Below are 23,001 nucleotides of genomic sequence, written 5' to 3' on the forward strand. Positions count from 1 at the left end.
TGCAGTTTTCACCGATATCATCTAAAATAATATAAAATTTACAACCTGAAAAATGTATCTACTGTAGTTATCATCAAAATATGAGATAGCAAAAAAATAAACTATGCAAACTCAACAACGTTACTACACTACTGAAGAATATTTAGCACAAGAAGAACTTGCAGAATTTCGCAGCGAGTACCGAAATGGAGAAATAGTACCAATGACAGGGGGGTCTCTTAATCATAACCAAATTGCCGGCAATGTTTATGCCTTTTTGAAATTTGCACTGCGGGGTAAAAGTTGCAAACCATACATCGGTGATTTGCGATTATGGATTCCGCGTTATCATCAATATACTTATCCAGATATTTTAGTGATTGATGGTGAACCACTTTTTCAACCGCAACGTAAAGATACTATTCTTAATCCTTGTTTAATTGTTGAGGTTCTGTCTAAATCTACACAAAATCACGACCGCACTGATAAATTTCGTTATTATCGCTCAATTCCTGATTTTCAAGAATATGTGTTAATTAGCCAATATGAAATCAGCATAGAACATTATAAAAAAGCCGAAGATGATGCTTGGTTATTTCGTGCTTATGAATCTGATCAAGATAAAATCTTTTTAGGTGCTATAAATTTAGAAATTCCACTGTTAGATATTTATGAAGATGTGAATTTTAAGTTACAGGAGGATTGATAAAAATGATTTTTAAAGATTTGGATATAAAGGATTGATATTTTCATTAATCAAATATTTAATGATCATTTCCTCATACTTTCGCTTGTCTTTCTATTTTAAGTTGACGGAGTTTTTCTGATACTGGTGGGGGATTAAGGCGATCGCTCATCTTCGTTCGTTGTGAGGTATACATGATTCCTACGGAGAGCGATCGCACCCTTTACTGAAAAATCACTACAAATGCTCAGTTTTACAATGATTGAATTTCTTGTTGTAAAGCTCGAACTTGTTCAACAGATAATTCAGTAACTTCAGCAATTTGCTCTAAATTCATGCCGATTCGTAATAAATTTATAGCCAATTTTCTTGTTGTTTCAGCCCTACCTTTAGCTTTACCTTTGGCTTCACCTTCTTCGAGGATGTCTTGATAAATTACTGATTCGCGCATAATCTCACTCCTGAAAATTTTCTTGATCACATTTCTATTTAACACCAACCCAGCTAAAATACTGCTGGCAGCAGCTATATCCCTTTGTTGTTGTTGATCTTTAATTTTTTCGACTGCTTGTGCTACTTGGCTCAATACCATTCTAGGATCTTCTGTCTGACTTAGCACGGCAAATGGTAATAAACCGGGCGCGGTCATAAATTGTTCTGTTGGTTGTTCCCATAGACGGATTACTTCAAACTCATGGTGGGTTTTGTTTAATCTGAAACTATTCTCATGGACTAATTCAGAATCTGTTTTTCTCAAATAAATCACTACTTGGCGCATCTCTTTGTCAGGAAAACGCCGATAACCTCTAACTCGATAATCTAACATCCTAAAGGGTATATTTTTATTACCATCGGTCTGAAACTCAATATGTAATATTAAGTTCTCTGATTGTAATAAAATCAACGAATCAGCGCGAATTGGTTCGTTTGATAATTTTGTTGGACTCAGTTCTATTAATTCAACTGGTGAACCTAGTAACCATGTGGCTAAGTCTGCTTGGAAGTTTTCGGCGAGATATTTACAGATGTTGTCATACATTTGATTTAACAGCCTTGAATTTACATTAAATTTCTATCAGATATGTTTACAGTTTATGTGATCGCCGAAACCAACCCCGTACCCAACGCCACAACTGCCGCAACCAACCCCAAAACCCACGCGGAGAAACTACAGGCTTTTGTGGTTGAGAAAGACCCTCAATTGCATTGTTACAATCTTGCACATCGGTATCAAGTCCCATTGTCTGAAATAGTTCCCGCGCATTGCGATAAGCCCCCAGTGCATCTTGTTCCCTATCCACTTTTTCTAAGGACAGACCTAAATTAAACCAAGCATTTGCTTCTCCCCGAACATCCCCTATCTCCCTTTTTATATCCAAAGACTGCTCATAAAATATAATTGCCGTTTGGTAGTCTCCCAGAGATTTGTGAATTTCGCCTAAATTGTTTAAGCAACTACCTTCATCTAATCTAGCACCTGTTTCCCTGGATATTTCCAAAGACTGCTGATAGAAATTATCTGCCTGTTCGTATTGTTTCAATAAGTTGTAAGCATTTCCTAAACCAAGGTAGCAACTACCTTCACCTAATCTATCGCCTCCTATTTCCCTTTTTATTTCCAAAGATTCCTCGAATAACTTAATTGCCTCTTCGTGATAGTTGGGAGAGTTGTGTTCTTCACCTAAAGAGTTGTAAACGTTGCCTAAGACATTTAAGCAAATACTTTTATTTAAATAAATATTTTTATTTAGAGTATTAACCGGAATATTCGCTATTTTCAAACACTGCTGGTATAACTCAATTGCTTTTTGGTAATCCATCCGTGAGTATTGGTAAAAATTTCCTAAACTGATTAACAGATTAGTTTCTCCTAGAAAATAGCCTATTTTTCGAGCTATTTCTAAACCTTCTTTGCATAACTCTAACCCTTGTTTGTATTTACCGAAAACCAAGTAAGCATTGCCTAATTGAATGACAGAATCTAAATAATTACAGTTGTTTATATTCCCAATTTCTTTCCATTTACTTACCAACTGCCCATATAATTCCACTTGGTTGGCATAATAACCCCGCAAAGTCAAAAAATCATTGCAATGGCGAATTGCCTCAAATGCTGAATCATAATCTGCTAATTGGTAAAAATGATAAAAGATTTCTAAATATTCCTGAATATCATCTTTAGTTTGCCAAGGTTGTTGTTTAGCAATTGACTGATAATAATTAATAGCTTGTTGATGTGCTTCTGTCTGATCACCGGCTTTATATCGCGCATATACCAAAACCACAGGCTGAAACTCAAACCATCTGCCATCATCAATCAATTTTTCTGATAAAAAAGAACGCTTGACAAGATTTCTTAATTCTCTCTCAATCTCTGTTTCTGAACTTCCTGGACATACAGCTACCGCAGCTTTACTATTTACCGCACCACGATAAACACTAATATTTTGTAATAGAGACTTTTGCAACTCATTCAAACGCCCAAAACTGGCATCTAATACCAACACCATCCCCACATTTTCCCGACGGTGCTGGCCAACTACTTTTTTATCCGTCAATAATTGCTGCAAATTTCCCAAACCTAAATTTTCCAATCTTTTTAAATGTGGGTCTTGGGGATATTCTTCTATTAATAAATCTGCCACAAATCGCAACAGCAAAGGATAACCATCTACTAATTTGACAAATTCCTCTAAATTTCCTTGAATACCTAAAGCTGTTAATAGTGCTACCCCATCTGCAATTTTTAAACCTGATAAGGGTAGCCATTGAAATCTTTTCGGTAATTCTGGTCTTTCTCTAGTGGTGACAATTACTTTACTTTTAACCCCACACTCTACCCAAGTTGTAAAAAAGTCCTCATAAAATTGACTTCCCCAAGTTCCATCAGTTTGTAAGAGACTTTCTAAGTTATCAATGATCAATAAAAATTCATCGGATTGTAAACATTTCACCAAAGTTTGTACTAATTGTGTTTCTTGTTCTGGGACTTTATAACCAAAATCTTGTAAAACTTGAGTAGCCACATCAGTAAAAATAGCCCCATAACTCACATCAGCCCAAAAACGTTTTGTAAAACCCTTTATTTCTTCATCTTGATAAATCTTAGTGGCTAACATTGATTTACCAGTACCACCAATACCTTCAATGCCAATGAGAGAAATATTTTGATTATTTAACCATTGTTTTAAATTGGCAATTTCTGCTGTTCTTCCTTGCCAATTAGCCAAATTTCTGCTAGGGTTTCCCGCTTTGAGAATCCCCGGTGATTCTGGTTTGGTGCTGCTTTCTATTAACGCCAATATTTCTTGCTGTGCAGCACCAAAAACAGCAATATTGGCAGTTACTTTGGGCTATTAATTCTCCTCATATCATAAGTTGGGTTATTAACATCCCGTCCTGTATTAAATTGTGTACTCTCATCATAAGCTTGAGCATTAACACTAGAAGAACTATCATCAGATTTTTGTGTTTGTAAAATCTTAGTTATTTCTTTAGCTAATTCTGTATCTGCTTCTAAAATCTCCCTTATTTGTACCCGGAAAGCTGCTTGTAAATCATCATCATCTGGGTTTTGTTGAGCCTTCGTAGCAGCTTTTTTAGCTTCTTCCTTAGCTTCTACCTTCGGCCATAACTTATCCCAAATCATTTTAGCCCGATTCCAAACATCCTCACCAACTTTCTGGGAAGCACCTTCTGCGGCTTTATTACCCATAGTCAGTAGAAAAGGCAGACAGGGGGTGATTAACTTAACAATTGCAACGATATCCATGAATTTATGCGGTTTAACTACTGTTAGTTATACAGAGTCATGGTAGCACATTCCTAACGGACTCAGGGATAAAACTAAAAAATATTACAGATATAAATACAGATTCAATATGAATATTTTCTAATTATTCACTCGTTAGCAAGAAATTAATATTGGAGTAATAAACAGACATCAGATAAATAAAAAATGCTACAATATATAACATCTATGAATATCATTTACATTTCTCTGGAGGAAATATTATGTTATCAACAGAACTTCAACAAGAATCAATGAAAACAAGAATTGAGAAAATTGTGGCTATTTTAATGGAAGAACGTCCTTTATTTAAGGAAGAACTTAACGCAGAGGAAATGATTCAGCATTTATGTAATTTATTTCAGCAAAACTTACCTATTGATGAGTTTAATAGCATGGAAGATCAGGAATTAAAAAAGCATTGTAGCGGAATTATGGTGTTAGAAGCGGTAGCGGGAACTTTAAATGAATTAACTCCCGAACAAATAGCAATTTTTGATGAAATGATTAAACGGAAATAAAGAACATGGCGTATTTATTAGATACAAACATTGTTTCCTTAGCACTGCGGAATAACTTTAAAGTAACAGCAGAAATAGCGCAATTAAAATCTCAAAGACAAATATTGAGTATCAGTTGCGTTACTTACTTTGAAGTTAAAAGAGGATTATTTGCGGTAAAAGCAACTAAACAATTGGAAAGATTTGATAATTTCTGTAAGGATTATCAAATCATTTTTTTGGACGATTTAGCAATTTTAGAAAAAGCCGCAGAAATTCATGCAAATCTCAGATTAAGAGGATTACCAATCCAAACAGAAGATATTTTAATTGCTGCGACTGCTATCGTTAAAGGGTTTATTCTAGTTTCTCATGATAGTGATTTATTGAGAGTTGAGGAATTAACTTTAGAGAATTGGTTAGAAGAATAGGTTTTATGTACATTTTATTATGAGAAATAGAAATAGATCCCCGATTTCTCTAGGAAGTCGGGGACATGGGTATTCAGTATTTTAAATTAATCAACTTAACCCACAGTTTGGTTTTGCTTCCGGTAATAACCGCTTGACACCTTGCTTGACAAAAGCTTCCAAAACAGCCATTTTCTGATTTTGCTGGAATACAGTTTGTAAAACTTGGCGTAATTTCTCCAGATTTAAGGCATCTCCCGATTCTAAAGCAATTTCTTGCTCTTGGAAATATTCTATTAAGCTTAATCCTGCTACTCTGGTTAGGTAAGCAGCGCTGACTCCCTCTACCATTCCCCCAGCGACAAAGGTAGCAACATTAGTTTTGAGAATACCTGTTACAGCTTTAGTTGAAAGTTCCACCAAACCTAATTTCAACATTAAACTTCCCATAGTTCTGGCTACTTGTTGCCCTTGCTCTAAGGAAATTTTCTGCTGATAAATATTACCCAAGTCTATCACCATTTGCGCCGTAATAGCCGCAGTTGCGAGAATATCCAACGCAGGTACAGGGTTAGCAAAAGCTGCCGCCGCTGCAATCCACTGATATTTTTCTATAATAGGCATAGAATAATCGCGCCTCATAGAATTTAAACAACTTTTAGCTTCAGCTTTCAGCAATAATACCTTACGATTTGTAGTATTATAAACTAGCTGTTCTCCTTGTTGTCCGATAATCTCCCTTAATTGTTGTGTTAGCTGCTGGATATCTGGTGTTTGTTGTTCCATCCATTCCTGAAAAGAACCATCTTCTTGATGTTTTCGCACTTTCACATCTACAGGAGAGGCCGCAGTCCCAACTACATTTGAGCATACCCGCTGTTTTAATGATTGTAGAACCGTAGCGCGTTCTGAAGGTTGATACTGATCCTGTTTGTTGAAAACCAGCAATGTCGGCTGTTTTGCGGTTTTTAACTGTTCCCAAAACTGAAATTCTGAATCTGTCAAATCACCGTTGGTGAGAAATAAGACAAAATCAGATTTCTGGATTTCCGATAAAGTAACGACACCAGAATTTTCACTAAGTGCCGAAAATAAAGCCGCTGTCTCCGTAAAGTGTAAGGACATTCCTGGTAAAATTGAGGCATTTTCCAGAGCTTTAATAACCGTACTTTTACCCACGGATTTTCCACCAATAACCGCAACCGTAATTTCCTTTCTTTCTAATTCTAAAGGAAATTTAGCGATATTTTCCCAGAGAATTGCTAGGTCAGGATGACTGGGTGCTTCTTGGGCAATTTGATTAATTATTACCTCTGTTTGAGCGATCGCCTTGACTACAGATCCTGGGTCTACAAGTATATCATTTAGTTGTTCACCTAATGGGGGCTGATTTTTCCGCAATAACCATAAACCCCCCCCAACAGCCAAAGCGGTCAAAATTCCGAACTCTCCCACTTGAACTATTGAATCATGCCAACTGTCTAACATCCACAGGGAGAACGATAGTCCTAGTCCTCCCACTAATATTGGTCGCTGTAACTTCACAATTTGTGATTCTCCATGCCAGGAAAAGGCTTTTACTTCATTCTAAAACTTTTGTTATCAAAACTAGCTCCTTGAATAACAGTTTAACCGCTTTGACCAAAGTATCAACGGCGAATTAACTTAATTGAAACTAATTAAATTAATCCTTTGGTTTAAATCTTAAAATATACGTAGGGTGGGTTAGCGACAGCGTAACCCACCATCTGATTAATTAGTAATGTAAAATAAATTACATATTTTATGGGATTTAGGCTTACAAGAGCTAATACATATATCTAAATTATTAAATAATTTAGGGATCTATTTATATTTAATTTAATAAGAAAAAGTGACAAAATTCCTACAGTAGTGCAACAATTATGTCCCTTTTTTTGGCTATTTTTAATCCGTGATTGTCTGTTTTTTAGTGATATTTTCAACCTAAAATGGCAAATTTACGGATAATTGTGCGTAAAATGCTGTTATCATCAAGCTATTGAAGGTGAGAAAACTGAAACAATTATGTCACTTTTATTTTGTCTAAATCTCTAGACAGAGGTTTTTATTTTGAATAAGATGTAGTGGGGCAACAAAGAATAACAACCTTAACAAATTAATTCACCTACAGACATCTGAGGCAAATTAACATGAATAATCATCGTCTTGAAATCAACGACCTAATTGATAGTGCTGTTAATAATGCAGTAGCGCGTCGTAATGAGGCTCTAGCATCTGTATCTGATGAAGAAGCTAAAAACGTTTCTGGTGGTAAAGCAGCTATTACCACAAGCGGTAGGATACCCCCCATAATAATATGTGGAATAATCAGGCCTCCTAGCACAATAGGGCTAATCGCAGTCACAACTACACTCCCAACTCCCACTCCCAGATAATGTGGCATAAAAATCCTCTTATTTGGAGGCTAAATGGATGAAGGAAATTGCTGAAAAAACTACACTCTGCCCTAGTGCTAGACCAGAACCAGGGGAAAGTTTTGTTTTCGGTATCATTGGTGGAACAGTAGCAGAACCTCGTGTAGCTTATCTGAAACAGCCTCAACCTATCACAGATGAACTAATAGCTAAAGTTAGTCCTGTGACACCAGCGGAAGTGTTTCGTACAGCTTCAACTTGTGCCACAAATGGTTGTCAACATTTTGATGGGAAAAATTGTGGTTTAGCTACACGAATTGTCGAAAATTTACCGACAGTAGGAGAGGAATTACCTCCCTGTTCTATACGTCGTGATTGTCGTTGGTGGCAACAGGAAGGTAAGGCGGCTTGTATGCGTTGTCCGCAAGTAATTACGGATAATTACAATGCTTCTGAATTGTCAATTCAAGTAGCCACACCAACGGCTCGTTAACTTAATATTTTGCACCATAATCTGATGGGAAAAATAAGATCCTAAAAAGCTGATTATTAGCTAGTATGGGGATTTTCTGCCTACCCTTTTTGAGAAGGTGCAAGATATGAATTTAATATCTGAATTAGGGAATTTTACCAATATCTGAAAGGAGAAAAATATGTCTTTAGAAAATGTCAAATCTTTCTATGAATATCTGGAAGATAATGAAGCTTTCCGCGATCAAATCAAAGCTGCTGAGAATAAAGAAGAGTGTAGCCAAATAGTTAAAGAAGCCGGCTTTGATTTTACTTTAGAAGAATATGAAGAATATACTTATCAACTTTTAGAATCAGCTAATTCTGAAGATGAAATTCAAGATTTAGGTGAAAAGGAATTAGCAGCCGTTTTTGGTGGAATAATTGGAAAACCCAAAACACCCATATATTTACAATGTTACGGATTGCCACCACGAGATACATTATCAGGAGGAATATTTCTTGCCTAGAACTCTATTTCCGAACTGAAAAATTAATTTTTTGGGGGATACAAACAAATCAAATTGATTATCAAATAGGCTAAAAAGCCTGGAGGTTAAGTTTTAGCAATTGACAGAAAAACTTAACCATCTTTCAGCTAAATAATTAAAGCCAAAGATATTTTCTAACTATCTGAAAGGAGAAAAATATGTCTTTAGAAAACGTCAAATCTTTCTACAAACACCTGGCAGATAATGAAGCTTTCCGCGATCAAATCAAAGCTGCTGAGAATAAAGAAGAGTGTAGCCGAATAGTTAAATCAGCCGGCTTTGATTTTACCTTAGAAGAATACGAAGAATACACTTATCAACTTTTAGAATCAGCTAACTCTGAAGATGAAATTCAAGATTTAAGTGAAAAAGAATTAGCAGCCGTTTTTGGTGGAATAACTGGAATAACCAGACCCGTACAACCAAAGTATGGAGGCGTGAGGCCACCACAAAAATGGCCACCTATACAGATGCAGGCGATGTATGGAGTTGTTATTGGTAGACTTCCAAATTGGTGAGGGTAAATGTCCATTTTTGAACTGAAAAATTAAGTTTTTTGGGGATACCAACAAATCAAATTGATCATCAAATAGGCTAAAAAGCCTGGAGGTTAAGTTTTAGCAATTGACAGAAAAACTTAACCATCTTTCAGCTAAATAATTAAAGCCAAAGATATTTTCTAACTATCTGAAAGGAGAAAAATATGTCTTTAGAAAACGTCAAATCTTTCTACAAACACCTGGAAGAGAATGAAGCTTTTCGTGACCAAATCAAAGCTGCTGAGAATAAAGAAGAGTGTAGCCGAATAGTTAAAGAAGCTGGCTTTGATTTCACTTTAGAAGAATACGAAGAATATACTTATCAACTTTTAGAATCAGCTAATTCTGAAGATGAAATTCAAGATCTAGGTGAAAAGGAATTAGCAGCCGTTTTTGGTGGAATAACTGGAAATAATTCAAGAATTAGACCAATAATTCAACCATTATATGGAGTCGTGTGGCCACCACAAGGGAAATGGCCACCTGTACAGGCGATGTATGGAGTTGTTAGAGGTGACACTTTTTAAGGGTAAATGTCCATTTTTGAACTGAAAAATTAAGTTTTTAGGGATGGATAAAAAGCCAATTTATTCATCCTTTACTCACAAAATTGATTGAGGATATTTCCATGACTTATCACCGAATTAGCTATGCAGTGTGGGAAATTACCCTTAAATGTAATCTAGCTTGTCAACATTGTGGTTCTCGCGCTGGACATACCAGGACAAATGAACTTTCTACAGCAGAAGCTCTTAACTTAGTCCAGCAAATGGCCGAAGTAGGAATTACAGAAGTTACTATTATTGGAGGTGAAGCATTTCTTCGTCCCGATTGGTTAGAAATTGCCCAAGCAATTACTCAAGCTGGTATGATTTGTGGTATGACCACCGGGGGTTATGGTATCACCTTAGAGACAGCCCACCGCATGAAAGCAGCAGGGATTCAAGTAGTTTCTGTATCCGTTGATGGTTTAGAAGCTACTCATGACCGGATTCGCGGTAAACAAGGCTCATGGAAATGGGCATTTCAGACCATGAGTAACCTCAAAGAAGCGGGTATTCCCTTTGGTTGTAATACTCAAATTAATCGGCTCTCAGCCCCAGAATTTCCCCAAATTTACGAACATCTCCGCGACGCGGGTATTTTCGCTTGGCAAATTCAATTAACCGTACCTATGGGGAATGCAGCGGATAATAGCGAGATTTTATTACAACCTTATGAACTTTTGGATGTATATCCAATGATTGCTCGTGTTGCAAAACGAGCCAAGCAGGAAGGTGTACAAGTGCAACCGGGAAATAATATTGGCTACTACGGACCCTATGAGCGATTATTGCGCGGGGGGGATGCGTGGTCATTTTGGCAGGGATGTAGCGCCGGACTCTCGGCTTTAGGTATTGAAGCGGACGGTGCTATCAAAGGTTGCCCATCTTTACCGACAACAGCTTATACAGGAGGTAATATCCGCGACCATTCACTGCGGACAATTATTGAAGAAACAGAGGAACTGAGATTTAATCTTGGTGCTGGTACTCCCAAGGGAACAGAACACCTATGGGGTTTTTGCAAAACTTGTGAATTTGCGGAACTTTGTCGTGGTGGTTGTAGTTGGACTGCCCATGTTTTCTTTGATAAGAGAGGTAATAATCCTTACTGTCATCATCGCGCCTTAACCCAAGAAAAAAATGGCATTAGAGAGCGTGTTTTTCGGCAACGTCAAGCCAATGGAAATCCCTTTGATAATGGCGAATTTGCACTAATTGAGGAATCTATTAATACCCCTTGGATAGAAAATGACCCACTGCATTTTACGGCTGAGTTAATTCAATGGCCAAAAGGGTGGGAAAAAGAACCAGAGTTAGGCAAATCTTTAGTTAATTCCCACTAAAATTCTGTTGAGAATCATGAACAATATTTCCCCCGATTCTATCACTTTAGAAGATTCAAATACCTTTGTAAAATCTGAAACTGATTCAGATATTTCACAACCTTTATTACCTCGTTTGAGTTGGGATAATCAGATTACTTATTTGCGACTTATTTTTAGGGCTAAAAGAGCTTTAGACCGAATTGAGAAAGAAGCGGGTATTGTCAGGAGTGAAAGCTGATGAAATCTAACATTTAATTGCAAGCAATTAAATTTACAGCACTTTAATTTTACCACAAACCTGAAAATTTAAAGATTCAGGTTTATTTTATTTATATACCCATCCTAAATAAGACATAAATACCTCTTTTTTCTCTACCTCTGCGTCCTCTGTGTCCTAGTAGGTTCGTTCCCAAAAATCCCTTCACAAACCAGGGAGAATGTCTATATCTATAATTCAGATTATATAACTTTTATTCAGTAACTAAGAATTTGAGGTAAGATAAATAATCATCTGCCATTAATTCATGACCAATATTATTCATAAACGGGCTGATTTTGATAGTCCATGGAAAGAAATTCTCACCGCATATTTTCCCCAAGCAATGCAATTCTTTTTTCCCGAAACCTACGCATTAATTAACTGGGAACGTCCTTATGAATTTCTCGATAAAGAATTTCAACAAATTACCCGTGAAGCCGAACAAGGAAAGAGATATGCTGATCAATTAGTCAAAGTTTGGCAAATTCAGGGTGAACAATTGTGGTTATTAGTCCATGTAGAAATTCAGGGAAAAAAAGAAGATAATTTCGGTCAACGGATATTTACCTACAATTATCGCATTTTTGACAGTTTTGGTCAACCCGCAATCAGCTTGGCGATTTTATGTGACACCAACCGTGAATGGCGACCGAGTAATTACGGTTACAATTATCCCCAGACAAAGTTAAATTTTGAATTTGGTAGCATTAAACTGTTAGATTATGAACAACGGTGGCAAGAGTTAGAAAATAGTAAGAATCCTTTTGCTACAGTGGTTATGGCGCATTTGAAAACCCAGCAAACGCGCTCATATCCCCAAGAACGCAAAATCTGGAAATTCAGTTTAATTCGCAGGTTATACGATTTAGGCTTACAAGAGCAAGATATTCGTAACCTGTATCGCTTTATAGACTGGGTAATGATTTTACCAAAACCATTGGAAAATCAATTGTGGTCGGAGTATAAACAATTCGAGCAGGAGCGAACTATGAGATATATTACCACTGGTGAGCGCATAGGTTACGAGCGGGGAATAGAAGAAGGACGACTTGAAGGTAGACAAGAAGGTAGACAGGAAGGTAGACAGGAAGGTAGACAGGAAGGAGAACGGTTGGTTATTTTAAAACTGCTTAAAAAGCGATTGGGTGAATTATCACCGGAAACGACACAGCTTATTCAATCTCTTTCTGTTAATCAGTTGGAAAATCTAAGCGAGGCTTTACTAGATTTTAGCAGTATGGCGGATTTACTTAATTGGTTGCAATTAAATTAATCCTCTTGTTGAAGTCTTCAAATATACGTAGGGTGGGTTAGCGACAGCGTAACCCACCATCTGATTAGGTATTTATGTTAAATAAATTACATATCTTATATATTTTGTGCTTATAAGAGCTAATACATATATCTAAATTGTTAAATAAGTTAGAGATTTGTTTATATTTAAGTTAATAGGCAAAAGTGACAAAATTCCTACAGTAGTGCAACAATTATGTCCCTTTTTTTAGCTATTTTTAATCCGTAATTGCCTGTTTTTTTAGTGATTTTTTTAACTTAAAATAGCAATTTTACGGATATTTGTGCGTGAAATGCTGTTATCATCAAGCTATTGAAGGTGACAAAACTGAAACAATTATGTCACTTTTATTTTGTCTAAGTCTCTAGACAGAGGTTTTTATTTTGAATAGGATGTAGTCGGGAAATGAAAAAAGTACAACATTTCCTGTTTTCTAGATTTTTTGACTTTTTAAAACCAAGGAGAATACGAAGATGGCTAAGATTCAAATTGCTGACTTGCATAGTGAAAATGTTGTTGAACTGACTGCTGAAGAACAATATTTAATTCAAGGTGGTTTCTTCTGGATACCTTTTTTGATTAAGGCGGCTGCTGCGGCTGTAAGAACGTATAGCGCTGGTCGTACTTTTGGGTGGTGGTAAATTAATAATAATTTCCATCCTGTTTAGTTAAGGATTTTGGTAGGTTGGGTGGAAAGATAGTGAAACTCATAAAATCCTTAAAAATGTCCACTTTTTTCCTCAATCCAACCTACGTAATTTAATTTTCTGATGTAAATGGTGGGTTACGCTGTCGCTAACCCACCCTACATTTTTGTGATTAAATCACTCCAAATTCACATTAATCTCTGTTTGATTAACCTGTTTTTTGATCCAACTTAATAGTAAATCGCTAACAATTTCCTGTCGCAATGTATCATTCAATTCCGGCTGAATAATCTCCTCAACAAAAATTAAATGTACTCCTTTAGAAGTAATTATCGGTTTAATTACCTGTGGGGGTTTGGCACCAAAGACAGCAGCAGATATTTCTGGCTTTAAATCCCGACGATTTAATACTCCTAAATATCCTCCCTGACGACGTAATTCTACATCTTGAATATATTGGTGAGCTACATCATAAAAACTCATTTCTCCTTCTTTGACTGCATAAAAAAGTTCTATTGCTAGATCTTCATCATTAAATACAACTTCATACATGACCACACCAGCATAATTTAACTGATTTTCAAAGAAGAAAGGTTCGATTTGATCAGAAAATAAATGCTTGCTTAACTTACCAGTAACCACACCAGTATAGACTATATCTTCAAAATCATCTATAGATAAACCATGTTTTTCTAACCATTCCCAGGTGTCATTAGCACTGGTCAGGTCATTATTTAATCGCAGAAAATCCGCTGCTTTTTGTAATTCTTCAACTTCTACTTTTATCCCTGCTTCTTCCGCAGCATTTATAATCACTTTTCGGCTGATAATTTGCTCAACTAACTCAGGTATTTTACAGGATAATTTAATTTGTTGTAAAATGTCTGATTGGGTAATGGTGATGCTTGCTGACATAATTTGCTCCCTAAATACATAAATTATACCCCACCCTAACCCTCCCCTTAGCAAGGGGAGGGGAAAGTTTTTAATGTATACAGCACTTCCCGATGTTATGAGGTACAAGAACCCCACCCCCAACCCCCTCCAATATCAAAAGTTTATCCTTTTCTTCCCCCTGCAGCGGGGGGGATTGAGAGGGGTGCAGGGGGCAAATGAAGTATCTCATAAGAGCGGAAACCTCTGTAAATGGCGGGGAGAGGCTTTGAAAATCCCATTTTAGCTAAAAAAATACACATTACCACAGAAAAAGAGAAAAATACGTAAGTGATAACTTCCAATAGATTAAGACCATGCTTAGAACCGACATTCCGCACTTCATTTTAAAGACCTTTCCCGCAATTTTAGAACACCGTCCTGATTTTTTGCAGCGGTACAGTTTACAGGATTTACTTTAATTCAACAGATTCAAGTCAATTGTCATCCTTCAAGTTGCTAAAACTTTATTAAATCGTACTTTACAATCAATACCAACTATTTTTGGATCTGCTGCTGTTGAATTAAATCGTTTTCATAGTTCCGCTGTTTCAGTCGTTCTGTTCCTCATAAAGATTATGCAATTACTAGAAAATACCGCCACTGGACAATTATTAGAAGTTCTCGAAAATATTGTTGAGAAAGTTGAGATTAAACCGAATTTTTCCATCTGTCATCCTGATTATAAACCCTTGGAATTACCAAGTGCAGTAATTGAACGTTTCCAAAAAATGCCTACCAAAATGCAGCAGAAATATCTGAGTTTACAACTGCGAAGTTTTATTTATGGCATTTATTATAACGGTTCGATGCAAACTGCACTAGCATTAGATGGAGAAGAAAATAACTTAGCTCTAGACTTAGAAAATAATACTGTTTTAGGGGTAGATTTGGGATTTTATGAACAGTTGCACAAAAGTAACTGTGGAGAAGGGTATTTTGATTCTGGTTGGGCTGTAATTAAAGAAGAAATTGATGGTAGTCTAGCAGTAACTAAGGGCGGTTTAAGGTTACATATTCAGCCCGATAAACATTTAAAAAACCTTGAAAAATTGCCTGTAACTGGTGATGTAGTAGCAATTCTTTTACCAAAAAATCGAGTCCAAAATGGTTTTTATATGGCTGTTGGTAATCAGGGATTTGCTCCTATTGATGATAGTAACTCTCACCCTATAACTGTACGAATTTATTTTAATTTAACTCCTCAAGGTGCGGTAGAGGTGATGGGTAATTTAACACAGGGATTGAATAATTTAGCAATTCCTTTTAGTTTCAAAGTTTTGTATAATCCTCAAGATTATGGACGACATGATTCAGGAGTTTTGTATTTTGATAAAAGGGATTATCAAGCAGTTAGGCAAGTTTTGCAGGTTGTTTATCAAGAAAATAAAGTACATTTTCATTCAGAAATTCCTCTATTTACAATGCTGCTTGCACCAGGGTTAGGTTTAGCTGAAGAACCAGATCAAAAGTTTGCTGAAAAAGAAAGTTTTGGTATGAATCGTTGTCAAATTGTGGCCAATGGCTTATTAAAAGCTTGGTATCAAGGAGATAATTCAATTCAGGGAAGAATGCAAGCTATTTGTGAGCAATTTTCTACTTTGGGAATTGATTTACAACGAGTTTATTTGAATGCTAATTCTGATGATATTTATCATGTTTTGGACTAACTTCTTCGTTTTCTCGTTCCCAGTCTCCGACTGGGAATGCTACCTAGAGGCTCTGCCTCCATAACTTAGTATCAATGAAGGCAGAGCATTAAGTAATTCCTTTCCATACTCTGTATGGGAAGGAGAGCTTTTGTTTCGCGCAAAGGAGCAAAGGAAGAAATAGAATGAAAATTTCTGTCTCTTCCTTATTGTATTGTATCAACCAGTATTTCTCATTCCGGCTGCAATACCGTTAATGGTTAATAATGCACCTCTGAGTAATTCTCCTTTGCTGTAACGAGAGTGAATTACACCAGTTGTAGGTGCATTTTTCGACTGACGTAGGCGTTTTAAGAGGGAAACTTGGATAAATCCTAAAGGGACAATTGTGCCATTTCTTAATTGTACAGAACGTTGTAAAATTGGATCACCATCTAAGAGTTTTTCGTGTCCGGTGATTTTTAAAACTAAATCTCTAGTGAGGAAAAATTCCCGAGAAATTTGTTCAAACACATTCTCAAATCTAGTTTTGTCTTCAGGGTTAGATAATTCATTGACATAATGACGTGCCATTTCCATGTCCACTTTTGCTAAAGTCATTTCTGCTTTAGAAATCACCATTTTAAAGAATGGCCACTTGAGGTAAAAATAGCGCAGTAATTTCAAATGTTGTTCTGGTTCTTCGTCCAGAAATTTTTGTAAAGCTGTACCAATTCCATACCAAGAAGGTAATAAGAAGCGGGTTTGTGTCCAACTAAATACCCATGGGATAGCTCGTAAACTGCTTAAATCTTTTTTACCAGATGGACGACGGGCCGGACGAGAACTAATTTGTAATTGGCTGATTTCTTCTATGGGTGTAACCTGGTGAAAGAAGTCAATAAAATCAGGTTGCTCATAAATTAGGTTACGATAGTGCTGACGAGAAGCATGAGCTAATTCTTCCATGATCTCATTCCAAGGTTCAATATCATCAAACCCTGTCCCCAATAAACTCGCTTGAATTACTGCTGTGGTGATAGTCTCTAAGTGATATAAGGCTAAATCTAATAAGGAGTATTTAGAAGCTAATACTTCCCCTTGTTCGGTGATTTTGATCCGGCCGCTAATACTGTTACCCGGTTGGGCTAAAATTGCTTCATAAGCAGGACCGCCACCGCGACCTACAGACCCCCCGCGTCCGTGGAAAATCCGCAGATTTACACCATAACTTTCAGCAATTTTCTGGAGTGATTTTTGGGCTTTATGAATTTCCCAGTTACTACTTAAAAAACCAGAGTCTTTATTACTATCAGAATACCCTAGCATTACCTCCTGTAAGTTAGGACTGAGTGTAGCAATAGATGGATTTGTTTGTGCTTCTGTATTGTTAATTGCAGCGTAGCCTCCAGCCAGCATAGCACGATACAAAGGCAGTTCAAACAGTTGTCGCATTACACTTCTGGAACGTTGTAAATCTTCTACGGTTTCAAATAGAGGCACAACGCGAATTGTCCCCACCGCAAGTACAGGGTCAAATAAGGTTGATTCTTTGGCTAATAGTAAAACTTCTAGTACGTCGCTGACTTCCCGGCACATACTAATAATATAAGTTTGACAGATATTGATACCAAATTCCTGTTGCAGCGATCGCAAAATGCGGAAGGTTTGAATAACATCATTGGTTTTTTCGGAAAATGGTAATTCAGCGGGAATCAATGGTCTACGAGTTTGCAATTCTGCGGTTAACCAAGCTATTCTCTGTTCTTCGGATAATTCATGGTAAGATTGCGGTAAAAGCTGCAAATATTCCAGAATTTCATTAATTGCGTCAGCATGACGAGAAGATTCTTGACGAATATCTAATTGTGTGAGATTAAAGTCAAATATTTCTACTTGACAAATCAGATTTTCTAACTCTCGACAACTTAAACCTGTTTCCCGCAAGTTGCGTTGAATTAATAACAATTCCGCTAAAAATTCTGTACCGGACCGGTACTTATGTGCATCTTCATTTTGCGGCGTTTCTCGATTATATAAGGCTAAATTTCGATCTCGTGTATTTTCTAGTCTTTTCAGTATATAAGATAACTTTAAACGATAAGGCTCTTGACGAAACCTTAAAGCTAAAGAGTCATAAACGCTACTTAACTGTGACTGATCTAACTCCAGAGATTCCAGTAAATCTGGCAATACATCACTCCACTGCATAGACACGCTCAGTAATGTTATCAACTCTTTCACAGATTTAATATACCGGTCTAAAACCATTTTCCGTTGATAACAGGCGGTTTTCCATGTTACTTCTGGTGTCACGGAGGGATTACCATCTCGGTCTGAACCTACCCAAGAACCAAAGGAGCAGAAATTTGTCCCTGGTGGTTGTAACCAGGGAAAAGTTTCCTCTAGGGAGTATTTAAAGCGTTTATATAATTGTGTAATCCCATCAAATAAAACCTCTTGAAAGTAGTGAAGGGCATAGTCTACTTCATCTAAAACCGTCGGTTTGAACTGATGCAACTCATCCGTACGCCACCAGAGACGAATTTCTTCCAGTAACCTCTCTTTGATTTCTGCTGTTTCCCAAGGATAACTACCAGCATGACTTATGCTATCATCCATTTTTTGTAGAAGATGTACCACCTGACGCTGTTTATCTCGGATAGTATGACGGACAATTTCCGTCGGGTGTGCGGTGAAAACCAAGCGGATATCCAGTTGAGAAATCAGGCGTTGAATTTGTTGTGGGGGAACATTCAACTGAAATAATAGGGGAAATAAAGCCGCAAAACTGCCTTTTTGCTGAGTTTCCGGTGTCATTAAATCGCTACCTACTTCTTTCGTAATCAGTACATCTTCCTCCCGTTGGTTAGTAGTATAAATGATACTGGGAAAAAGTTTTTGTTCAGGTTGAATTGCATAGCGGGTTAATTGCTGTTTTTGCTCGTATTCCTGCTCAATAATATTAATTAGCTGAAAATAGAGCGCAAAAGCACGGGCGGCGCGAATAGCCTCATTGATATTCAATTGTTCAATCAATTCTACGGCTGAGGCGGCTTGGTGATGTGTGGCTTGTCCTTCCGGGGAACAGAGATTCCGCAGTTGACGTAATAAATCTACCATTTCCTGACCACATTCTTGCCGGAGAACCGTTTCCCACAATTCCTCTACTACTTGTAGACGGTGACGTAAGAATAATTCCGAGTGTAGCACCGGAGAATCAATATTTTCAGCTTTCATACTTTTGATCATACTCATAAGATACTCAAAATGTCTAATCTACCTTGTTTTGAGTATCCAATATTAAGCTGTTAGCTTTTTTAGGAACTACTCACAGGTTAATTTTACTTTTAACTGCTTTTGGTTTATTTTCAATAGGAAGAGGTAATTTGAATAAACCACTTCGCTAAATGCCTACTCATCATTTTAAGATAAAGTTCGCCTGCACTCAACAGCAAACAGGAGAAAAGCTATTTTCAGAATATTTACCCTGTTGTCACTGACTCAAACCATGGGAACTAGAATACAATACAGGGGACAGGGAACAGGGAACTATGAAATTCCCAAATTGAACCTTTAAAACTCTTACCTTTGCGTCTTTGCGCCTTTGCGTGAGACTAAAATTCATACCCTGAGTCAGCAACGCCGTTTTTTTATTCATTACAGGGAACAGGGAACAGGGGACAGGGAACAGGGAACTATGAAATTCCCGAATTGAACCTTTAAAACTCTTACCTTTGCGTCTTTGCGCCTTTGCGTGAGACTAAAATTCATACCCTGAGTCAGCAACGCCATTTTTTTATTCATTCACCGGACACCAACAAAGTTAAATTTTTTACCAGTTTATCATCAGCATAATGAACATATCTACCACATTAACAACCCGCTTAGACTTTTATTATCAAGAAATCAAAACAATTATTTTAGCGCGTCAAAATCCCATCACTGGTTTATTACCTGCGAGTACCGCTGTAACCGCTCATGGTGATTATACAGATGCTTGGGTGCGAGATAATGTGTATAGTATATTAGCGGTTTGGGGTTTAGCTTTAGCATATCGCAAATTAGATAGTGATGGTGGTCGCACTTATGAACTAGAACATAGCGTAGTCAAATTAATGCGGGGTTTGTTATTCGCTATGATGCGACAAGCTCATAAAGTAGAGAAATTTAAATATACACAATCCTTATTAGATGGACTTCACGCTAAATACAATACATCCACAGGTGATATTGTAGTTGGTGATGATGAATGGGGACATTTACAACTTGACGCTACATCTATTTTCTTGTTAATGTTAGCAGAAATGACCGCCAGTGGATTATCAATTATTTTTACATTAGATGAAGTTAACTTTGTTCAAAATCTAGTTTATTATATTGGTAGAGCTTACCGGACACCAGATTTTGGAATTTGGGAACGGGGTAATAAAATTAATCATGGTAATGCAGAATTAAACGCCAGTTCTTTGGGAATGGCTAAAGCAGCTTTAGAAGCAGTAAATGGACTCAATTTATTTGGTGTTTATGGTAGTCAAACCTCAGTAATTCACGTTTTACCAGATGAAATTGCGAGAGCAAGAATCACCTTAGAATCATTATTACCCAGAGAATCAGGTTCTAAAGAAATTGATGGGGCGTTATTAAGCATTATTAGTTATCCCGCTTTTGCTGTCGAAGATGATAAATTACGAGAGCGAACCTTTAAAGAGATTGTGAGTAAATTAGCCGGAAAATATGGCTGTAAACGCTTTTTAAGAGATGGACATCAAACAGTTTTAGAAGACACCGAACGTTTACATTATGAACCTGGTGAATTGAAAGAATTTGAACATATTGAATGTGAGTGGCCATTATTTTTCACTTATTTAGTTCTTGATGGTTTATTTCGCGGTGAACAAACACAAGTTGAGAAATATCAACAACTTTTAAAATCACTATTGGTAGAACAAAATGGATTACAACTATTACCAGAACTGTATTATATTCCTGAAGAAAATATAGAAGCAGAAAAATTAAATCCCCAAACTCAATTAAGATTACCTAACGAAAATATTCCCTTAGTTTGGGCGCAAAGTCTATATTATTTGGGAGAAATGTTAAGCGAGGGTTTAATTTCCTTGGGAGATATTGATCCTTTAGGTAGACATTTAAGCATAGGGAAAAAACGCAATTCCTTAGTACAAATTGCTTTAATAGCCGAAGATGAAGAATTACAAAATCAGTTAGAAATATATGGAATTGAAACCCAAACACCTAACCAATTAGCACCGATTCAAGTTAGAAAATCTGAAGAACTTTCGCAAATTTACACCCAAATTGGTAGAAATGATCAATTAGGTTTAACAGGTCGTCCCCTGCGAAGACTGAGAAGTTTAACGACATCAAGATTTTTTAAAATTCAAGATCAAACAGTTGTATTTTTACCATCATTTTTAGATTCTCAGCAATTTTATCTAACTCTTGATTATCACTTTTTAGTAGATCAAATTAGAGGAGAATTAGCTTATATTCAAAAATATTGGAGTGATTTAGGTCGTCCGACTTTGACCTTAATGATTACTCGGACAATGCTAGAAACTGGTGCAGAAGCACTATTAGAATTAATGCAAGAACTCAAAGATGGTATTTGTCATGGAGTGCAGGTAAAATTAGGAAAATTAAATCAATTAATGCTGACAGCCGCAATTCAAAAAATTGATTTTTTGTCAGATATAACATTATCTCAATCATCAGTAATTAATCAAAAAATTCGTTGTAATTATCTGACTTCCCATTTAGAAAAAAGTTGGTCCTTGGGACATACTCAAGAATTTAAAATGGAATGCGAAACCAACTTAAATTTATTATTACAATATTTGCGTTCATCGGAAAATATTTATGAGCAGATTGAATTACTGCAAACATTAAGTCGCTTACAGGGTTTAGAATTTAATACAGGTTATGGAGGTCCAAATCATAAAGTCACTGTAGCTGATTTACTGGATGAAGTTTACAACAAAGCCGGCGATTTAGGGATTTGGGCGGTGGTACGACGGGCTGCGGGTTTACGTCAAATGCTTGATATTGGCTTATCAGACGCGGTAACGAGTATTTTGGTACAAGGAAAGCAAATTGCAGTCGGGAGGGCTTATAGTCAGGCTTCTTTGATGGTTGTTCCCATGTCTGCAAATGAAATTGCTGAGAAAATCAATAACTTCTGTCGTGAGGATATCCGCGACCGGGTTTTAACACAAGAAATTCTCATTTATCTTGGTGTTTTAATCAAATCTGAACCAAAATTATTTCGCGGTTTTATCACATTAAGAGTCGGTTATCTGATTCTTTTAATTACTAGCGAAATAGCTAGAGAATTTAATCTCACCCAAGATGAAGCTTATGAAAAATTAATGGAGTTATCACCTTTTGAAGTGAAAATGCGTTTGCGTCAAGTGTTAACCGGATATAGTGGTGTAAGTAATTTATTGCGTCAACAGGAATCATTGCACGTCAAACAAAAAGAAAGTGATATCGCTTGGGTTGTGTTACCTGTAAATAGTGAAGAAATAGAAGTTCCTCCCCATGGTTGGCGCAGATTTCGTCAAGCAGAAGGCGCATTAAATCGTGTACCCAAGAACTTTTTTAAACAAGTTTGGCTATTAATGCAGCATTGCAAAGGTGTAGTTATTGGTGATAAATTAGAACGACGGAATCGTTTAGAAAGTGAAATTATGCTTTCAGAAATGACCGCAGGAGAAAGAAATTTTGCTTTATTGGTTGAACATTTACTGAATAAAATTGAAGCCCCTGAATATCGTCAAGTCAATGTAGAAGCCCTGATGGAATTGGCTACAATCGTGGCTAATAACCCGAACTTGCAAATTGAAGAATATATCGTTTTAGATGTGTTAATCGGTCACGCAGTGCGGTTAGCGTGGTTAGAAAATCATCCCCATCGTCAAGATAATTATGATGAAGATAAAGCTCATGCCTGGCCATCATTTTATAATAGTTCTCCTCAAGATTGCGCTAATTATATTTTGAAGGCCTTTAGATTCTTAACGGAGTTTGTGAAAGATATTTGATATGAT

20 protein-coding genes are annotated in these 23,001 nt (G+C 36.7%); 14 read left to right on the forward strand and 6 right to left on the reverse strand.

Annotated features, from left to right (window positions below; genetic code table 11):
* The first annotated feature begins 103 nt into the window (after positions 1-103).
* Positions 104-685, forward strand: a complete 582-nt coding sequence (locus H6G25_RS18105) for a Uma2 family endonuclease (protein ID WP_190393694.1) — start codon at positions 104-106, stop codon at positions 683-685.
* Positions 686-917: 232 nt separating this feature from the next.
* Here the strand turns inward: H6G25_RS18105 and H6G25_RS18110 are convergent, their stop codons facing one another.
* The 3 genes from H6G25_RS18110 to H6G25_RS18120 are packed head-to-tail and all read right to left on the reverse strand — an operon-like array spanning position 918 to position 4,436.
* The gene (locus H6G25_RS18110) at positions 918-1,703 is read right to left on the reverse strand and encodes an Rpn family recombination-promoting nuclease/putative transposase (protein WP_190393695.1); all 786 of its coding nucleotides are present in this window, start codon (positions 1,701-1,703) and stop codon (positions 918-920) included.
* Positions 1,704-1,749: 46 nt separating this feature from the next.
* Positions 1,750-3,966: a tetratricopeptide repeat protein gene (locus tag H6G25_RS18115; RefSeq protein ID WP_190393696.1), complete on the reverse strand. Its 2,217-nt coding sequence runs from the start codon at positions 3,964-3,966 to the stop codon at positions 1,750-1,752.
* 41 nt (positions 3,967-4,007) lie between these two features.
* Positions 4,008-4,436, reverse strand: a complete 429-nt coding sequence (locus H6G25_RS18120) for a hypothetical protein (protein ID WP_190393697.1) — start codon at positions 4,434-4,436, stop codon at positions 4,008-4,010.
* Between the two features lie 242 nt (positions 4,437-4,678).
* Between H6G25_RS18120 and H6G25_RS18125 the strand changes: the two genes are divergently transcribed.
* Both H6G25_RS18125 and H6G25_RS18130 read left to right on the forward strand, forming a co-directional pair.
* Complete coding sequence (locus tag H6G25_RS18125; protein ID WP_028082402.1) at positions 4,679-4,975, forward strand: hypothetical protein; 297 nt, start codon at positions 4,679-4,681, stop codon at positions 4,973-4,975.
* Between the two features lie 5 nt (positions 4,976-4,980).
* A complete protein-coding gene (locus tag H6G25_RS18130; RefSeq protein WP_190393698.1) occupies positions 4,981-5,385 on the forward strand; it encodes a type II toxin-antitoxin system VapC family toxin in 405 nt (134 codons plus the stop codon).
* A 90-nt stretch (positions 5,386-5,475) separates the two neighbouring features.
* On the opposite strand, the gene H6G25_RS18135 is transcribed toward H6G25_RS18130, so the two are convergent.
* Entirely contained in the window at positions 5,476-6,909 is a 1,434-nt protein-coding gene (locus H6G25_RS18135; protein WP_347239219.1) for a DUF697 domain-containing protein, read from the reverse strand.
* A 626-nt stretch (positions 6,910-7,535) separates the two neighbouring features.
* Between H6G25_RS18135 and H6G25_RS18140 the strand changes: the two genes are divergently transcribed.
* From H6G25_RS18140 to H6G25_RS18180, 9 genes are all read left to right on the forward strand, one after another.
* Positions 7,536-7,781 carry a hypothetical protein gene (locus H6G25_RS18140; protein ID WP_190393699.1) on the forward strand — a complete coding sequence of 82 codons (246 nt, stop codon included), beginning with the start codon at positions 7,536-7,538 and terminating at the stop codon, positions 7,779-7,781.
* A 37-nt stretch (positions 7,782-7,818) separates the two neighbouring features.
* On the forward strand, positions 7,819-8,253 hold the full coding sequence (locus tag H6G25_RS18145) for a nitrogen fixation protein (RefSeq protein ID WP_174782609.1): 435 nt from the start codon (positions 7,819-7,821) through the stop codon (positions 8,251-8,253).
* A 160-nt stretch (positions 8,254-8,413) separates the two neighbouring features.
* The gene (locus tag H6G25_RS18150; RefSeq protein WP_242035018.1) at positions 8,414-8,740 is read left to right on the forward strand and encodes a Nif11-like leader peptide family natural product precursor; all 327 of its coding nucleotides are present in this window, start codon (positions 8,414-8,416) and stop codon (positions 8,738-8,740) included.
* A gap of 179 nt (positions 8,741-8,919) precedes the next feature.
* Entirely contained in the window at positions 8,920-9,279 is a 360-nt protein-coding gene (locus tag H6G25_RS18155; protein ID WP_190393700.1) for a Nif11-like leader peptide family natural product precursor, read from the forward strand.
* Positions 9,280-9,464: 185 nt separating this feature from the next.
* Entirely contained in the window at positions 9,465-9,827 is a 363-nt protein-coding gene (locus tag H6G25_RS18160) for a Nif11-like leader peptide family natural product precursor (protein WP_190393701.1), read from the forward strand.
* A gap of 101 nt (positions 9,828-9,928) precedes the next feature.
* On the forward strand, positions 9,929-11,188 hold the full coding sequence (locus tag H6G25_RS18165; RefSeq protein WP_190393702.1) for a nif11-class peptide radical SAM maturase 3: 1,260 nt from the start codon (positions 9,929-9,931) through the stop codon (positions 11,186-11,188).
* 16 nt (positions 11,189-11,204) lie between these two features.
* Positions 11,205-11,408 carry a hypothetical protein gene (locus H6G25_RS18170; RefSeq protein ID WP_190393703.1) on the forward strand — a complete coding sequence of 68 codons (204 nt, stop codon included), beginning with the start codon at positions 11,205-11,207 and terminating at the stop codon, positions 11,406-11,408.
* A gap of 286 nt (positions 11,409-11,694) precedes the next feature.
* Complete coding sequence (locus H6G25_RS18175; protein WP_190393704.1) at positions 11,695-12,702, forward strand: DUF4351 domain-containing protein; 1,008 nt, start codon at positions 11,695-11,697, stop codon at positions 12,700-12,702.
* A gap of 494 nt (positions 12,703-13,196) precedes the next feature.
* The gene (locus H6G25_RS18180) at positions 13,197-13,364 is read left to right on the forward strand and encodes a hypothetical protein (protein ID WP_190393705.1); all 168 of its coding nucleotides are present in this window, start codon (positions 13,197-13,199) and stop codon (positions 13,362-13,364) included.
* A gap of 183 nt (positions 13,365-13,547) precedes the next feature.
* Here the strand turns inward: H6G25_RS18180 and H6G25_RS18185 are convergent, their stop codons facing one another.
* Positions 13,548-14,285: a peptidylprolyl isomerase gene (locus H6G25_RS18185; RefSeq protein WP_190393706.1), complete on the reverse strand. Its 738-nt coding sequence runs from the start codon at positions 14,283-14,285 to the stop codon at positions 13,548-13,550.
* A gap of 596 nt (positions 14,286-14,881) precedes the next feature.
* Between H6G25_RS18185 and H6G25_RS18190 the strand changes: the two genes are divergently transcribed.
* Complete coding sequence (locus H6G25_RS18190; RefSeq protein WP_190393707.1) at positions 14,882-15,973, forward strand: T3SS effector HopA1 family protein; 1,092 nt, start codon at positions 14,882-14,884, stop codon at positions 15,971-15,973.
* 198 nt (positions 15,974-16,171) lie between these two features.
* Here H6G25_RS18190 and ppc read toward each other — a convergent pair whose 3' ends face one another.
* The gene (ppc, locus tag H6G25_RS18195; RefSeq protein WP_190393713.1) at positions 16,172-19,183 is read right to left on the reverse strand and encodes a phosphoenolpyruvate carboxylase; all 3,012 of its coding nucleotides are present in this window, start codon (positions 19,181-19,183) and stop codon (positions 16,172-16,174) included.
* A 605-nt stretch (positions 19,184-19,788) separates the two neighbouring features.
* On the opposite strand from ppc, the gene H6G25_RS18200 reads away from it, so the two are divergent.
* On the forward strand, positions 19,789-22,995 hold the full coding sequence (locus tag H6G25_RS18200) for a glycoside hydrolase family 15 protein (RefSeq protein WP_190393708.1): 3,207 nt from the start codon (positions 19,789-19,791) through the stop codon (positions 22,993-22,995).
* Positions 22,996-23,001 lie beyond the last annotated feature (6 nt).

Source organism: Dolichospermum sp. FACHB-1091, from assembly GCF_014697585.1.
Classification (GTDB): domain Bacteria; phylum Cyanobacteriota; class Cyanobacteriia; order Cyanobacteriales; family Nostocaceae; genus Dolichospermum.

Coding starts and splice junctions, on each gene's coding strand:
- H6G25_RS18150 (WP_242035018.1), top strand. CDS start 8,414: ATGTCTTTAGAAAATGTCAAATCTTTCTATGAATATCTGGAAGATAAT.
- H6G25_RS18190 (WP_190393707.1), top strand. CDS start 14,882: ATGCAATTACTAGAAAATACCGCCACTGGACAATTATTAGAAGTTCTC.
- H6G25_RS18170 (WP_190393703.1), top strand. CDS start 11,205: ATGAACAATATTTCCCCCGATTCTATCACTTTAGAAGATTCAAATACC.
- H6G25_RS18105 (WP_190393694.1), top strand. CDS start 104: ATGCAAACTCAACAACGTTACTACACTACTGAAGAATATTTAGCACAA.
- ppc (WP_190393713.1), bottom strand. CDS start 19,183: ATGATCAAAAGTATGAAAGCTGAAAATATTGATTCTCCGGTGCTACAC.
- H6G25_RS18175 (WP_190393704.1), top strand. CDS start 11,695: ATGACCAATATTATTCATAAACGGGCTGATTTTGATAGTCCATGGAAA.
- H6G25_RS18125 (WP_028082402.1), top strand. CDS start 4,679: ATGTTATCAACAGAACTTCAACAAGAATCAATGAAAACAAGAATTGAG.
- H6G25_RS18110 (WP_190393695.1), bottom strand. CDS start 1,703: ATGTATGACAACATCTGTAAATATCTCGCCGAAAACTTCCAAGCAGAC.
- H6G25_RS18140 (WP_190393699.1), top strand. CDS start 7,536: ATGAATAATCATCGTCTTGAAATCAACGACCTAATTGATAGTGCTGTT.
- H6G25_RS18145 (WP_174782609.1), top strand. CDS start 7,819: ATGAAGGAAATTGCTGAAAAAACTACACTCTGCCCTAGTGCTAGACCA.
- H6G25_RS18165 (WP_190393702.1), top strand. CDS start 9,929: ATGACTTATCACCGAATTAGCTATGCAGTGTGGGAAATTACCCTTAAA.
- H6G25_RS18130 (WP_190393698.1), top strand. CDS start 4,981: ATGGCGTATTTATTAGATACAAACATTGTTTCCTTAGCACTGCGGAAT.
- H6G25_RS18200 (WP_190393708.1), top strand. CDS start 19,789: ATGAACATATCTACCACATTAACAACCCGCTTAGACTTTTATTATCAA.
- H6G25_RS18120 (WP_190393697.1), bottom strand. CDS start 4,436: ATGGATATCGTTGCAATTGTTAAGTTAATCACCCCCTGTCTGCCTTTT.
- H6G25_RS18155 (WP_190393700.1), top strand. CDS start 8,920: ATGTCTTTAGAAAACGTCAAATCTTTCTACAAACACCTGGCAGATAAT.
- H6G25_RS18185 (WP_190393706.1), bottom strand. CDS start 14,285: ATGTCAGCAAGCATCACCATTACCCAATCAGACATTTTACAACAAATT.
- H6G25_RS18180 (WP_190393705.1), top strand. CDS start 13,197: ATGGCTAAGATTCAAATTGCTGACTTGCATAGTGAAAATGTTGTTGAA.
- H6G25_RS18160 (WP_190393701.1), top strand. CDS start 9,465: ATGTCTTTAGAAAACGTCAAATCTTTCTACAAACACCTGGAAGAGAAT.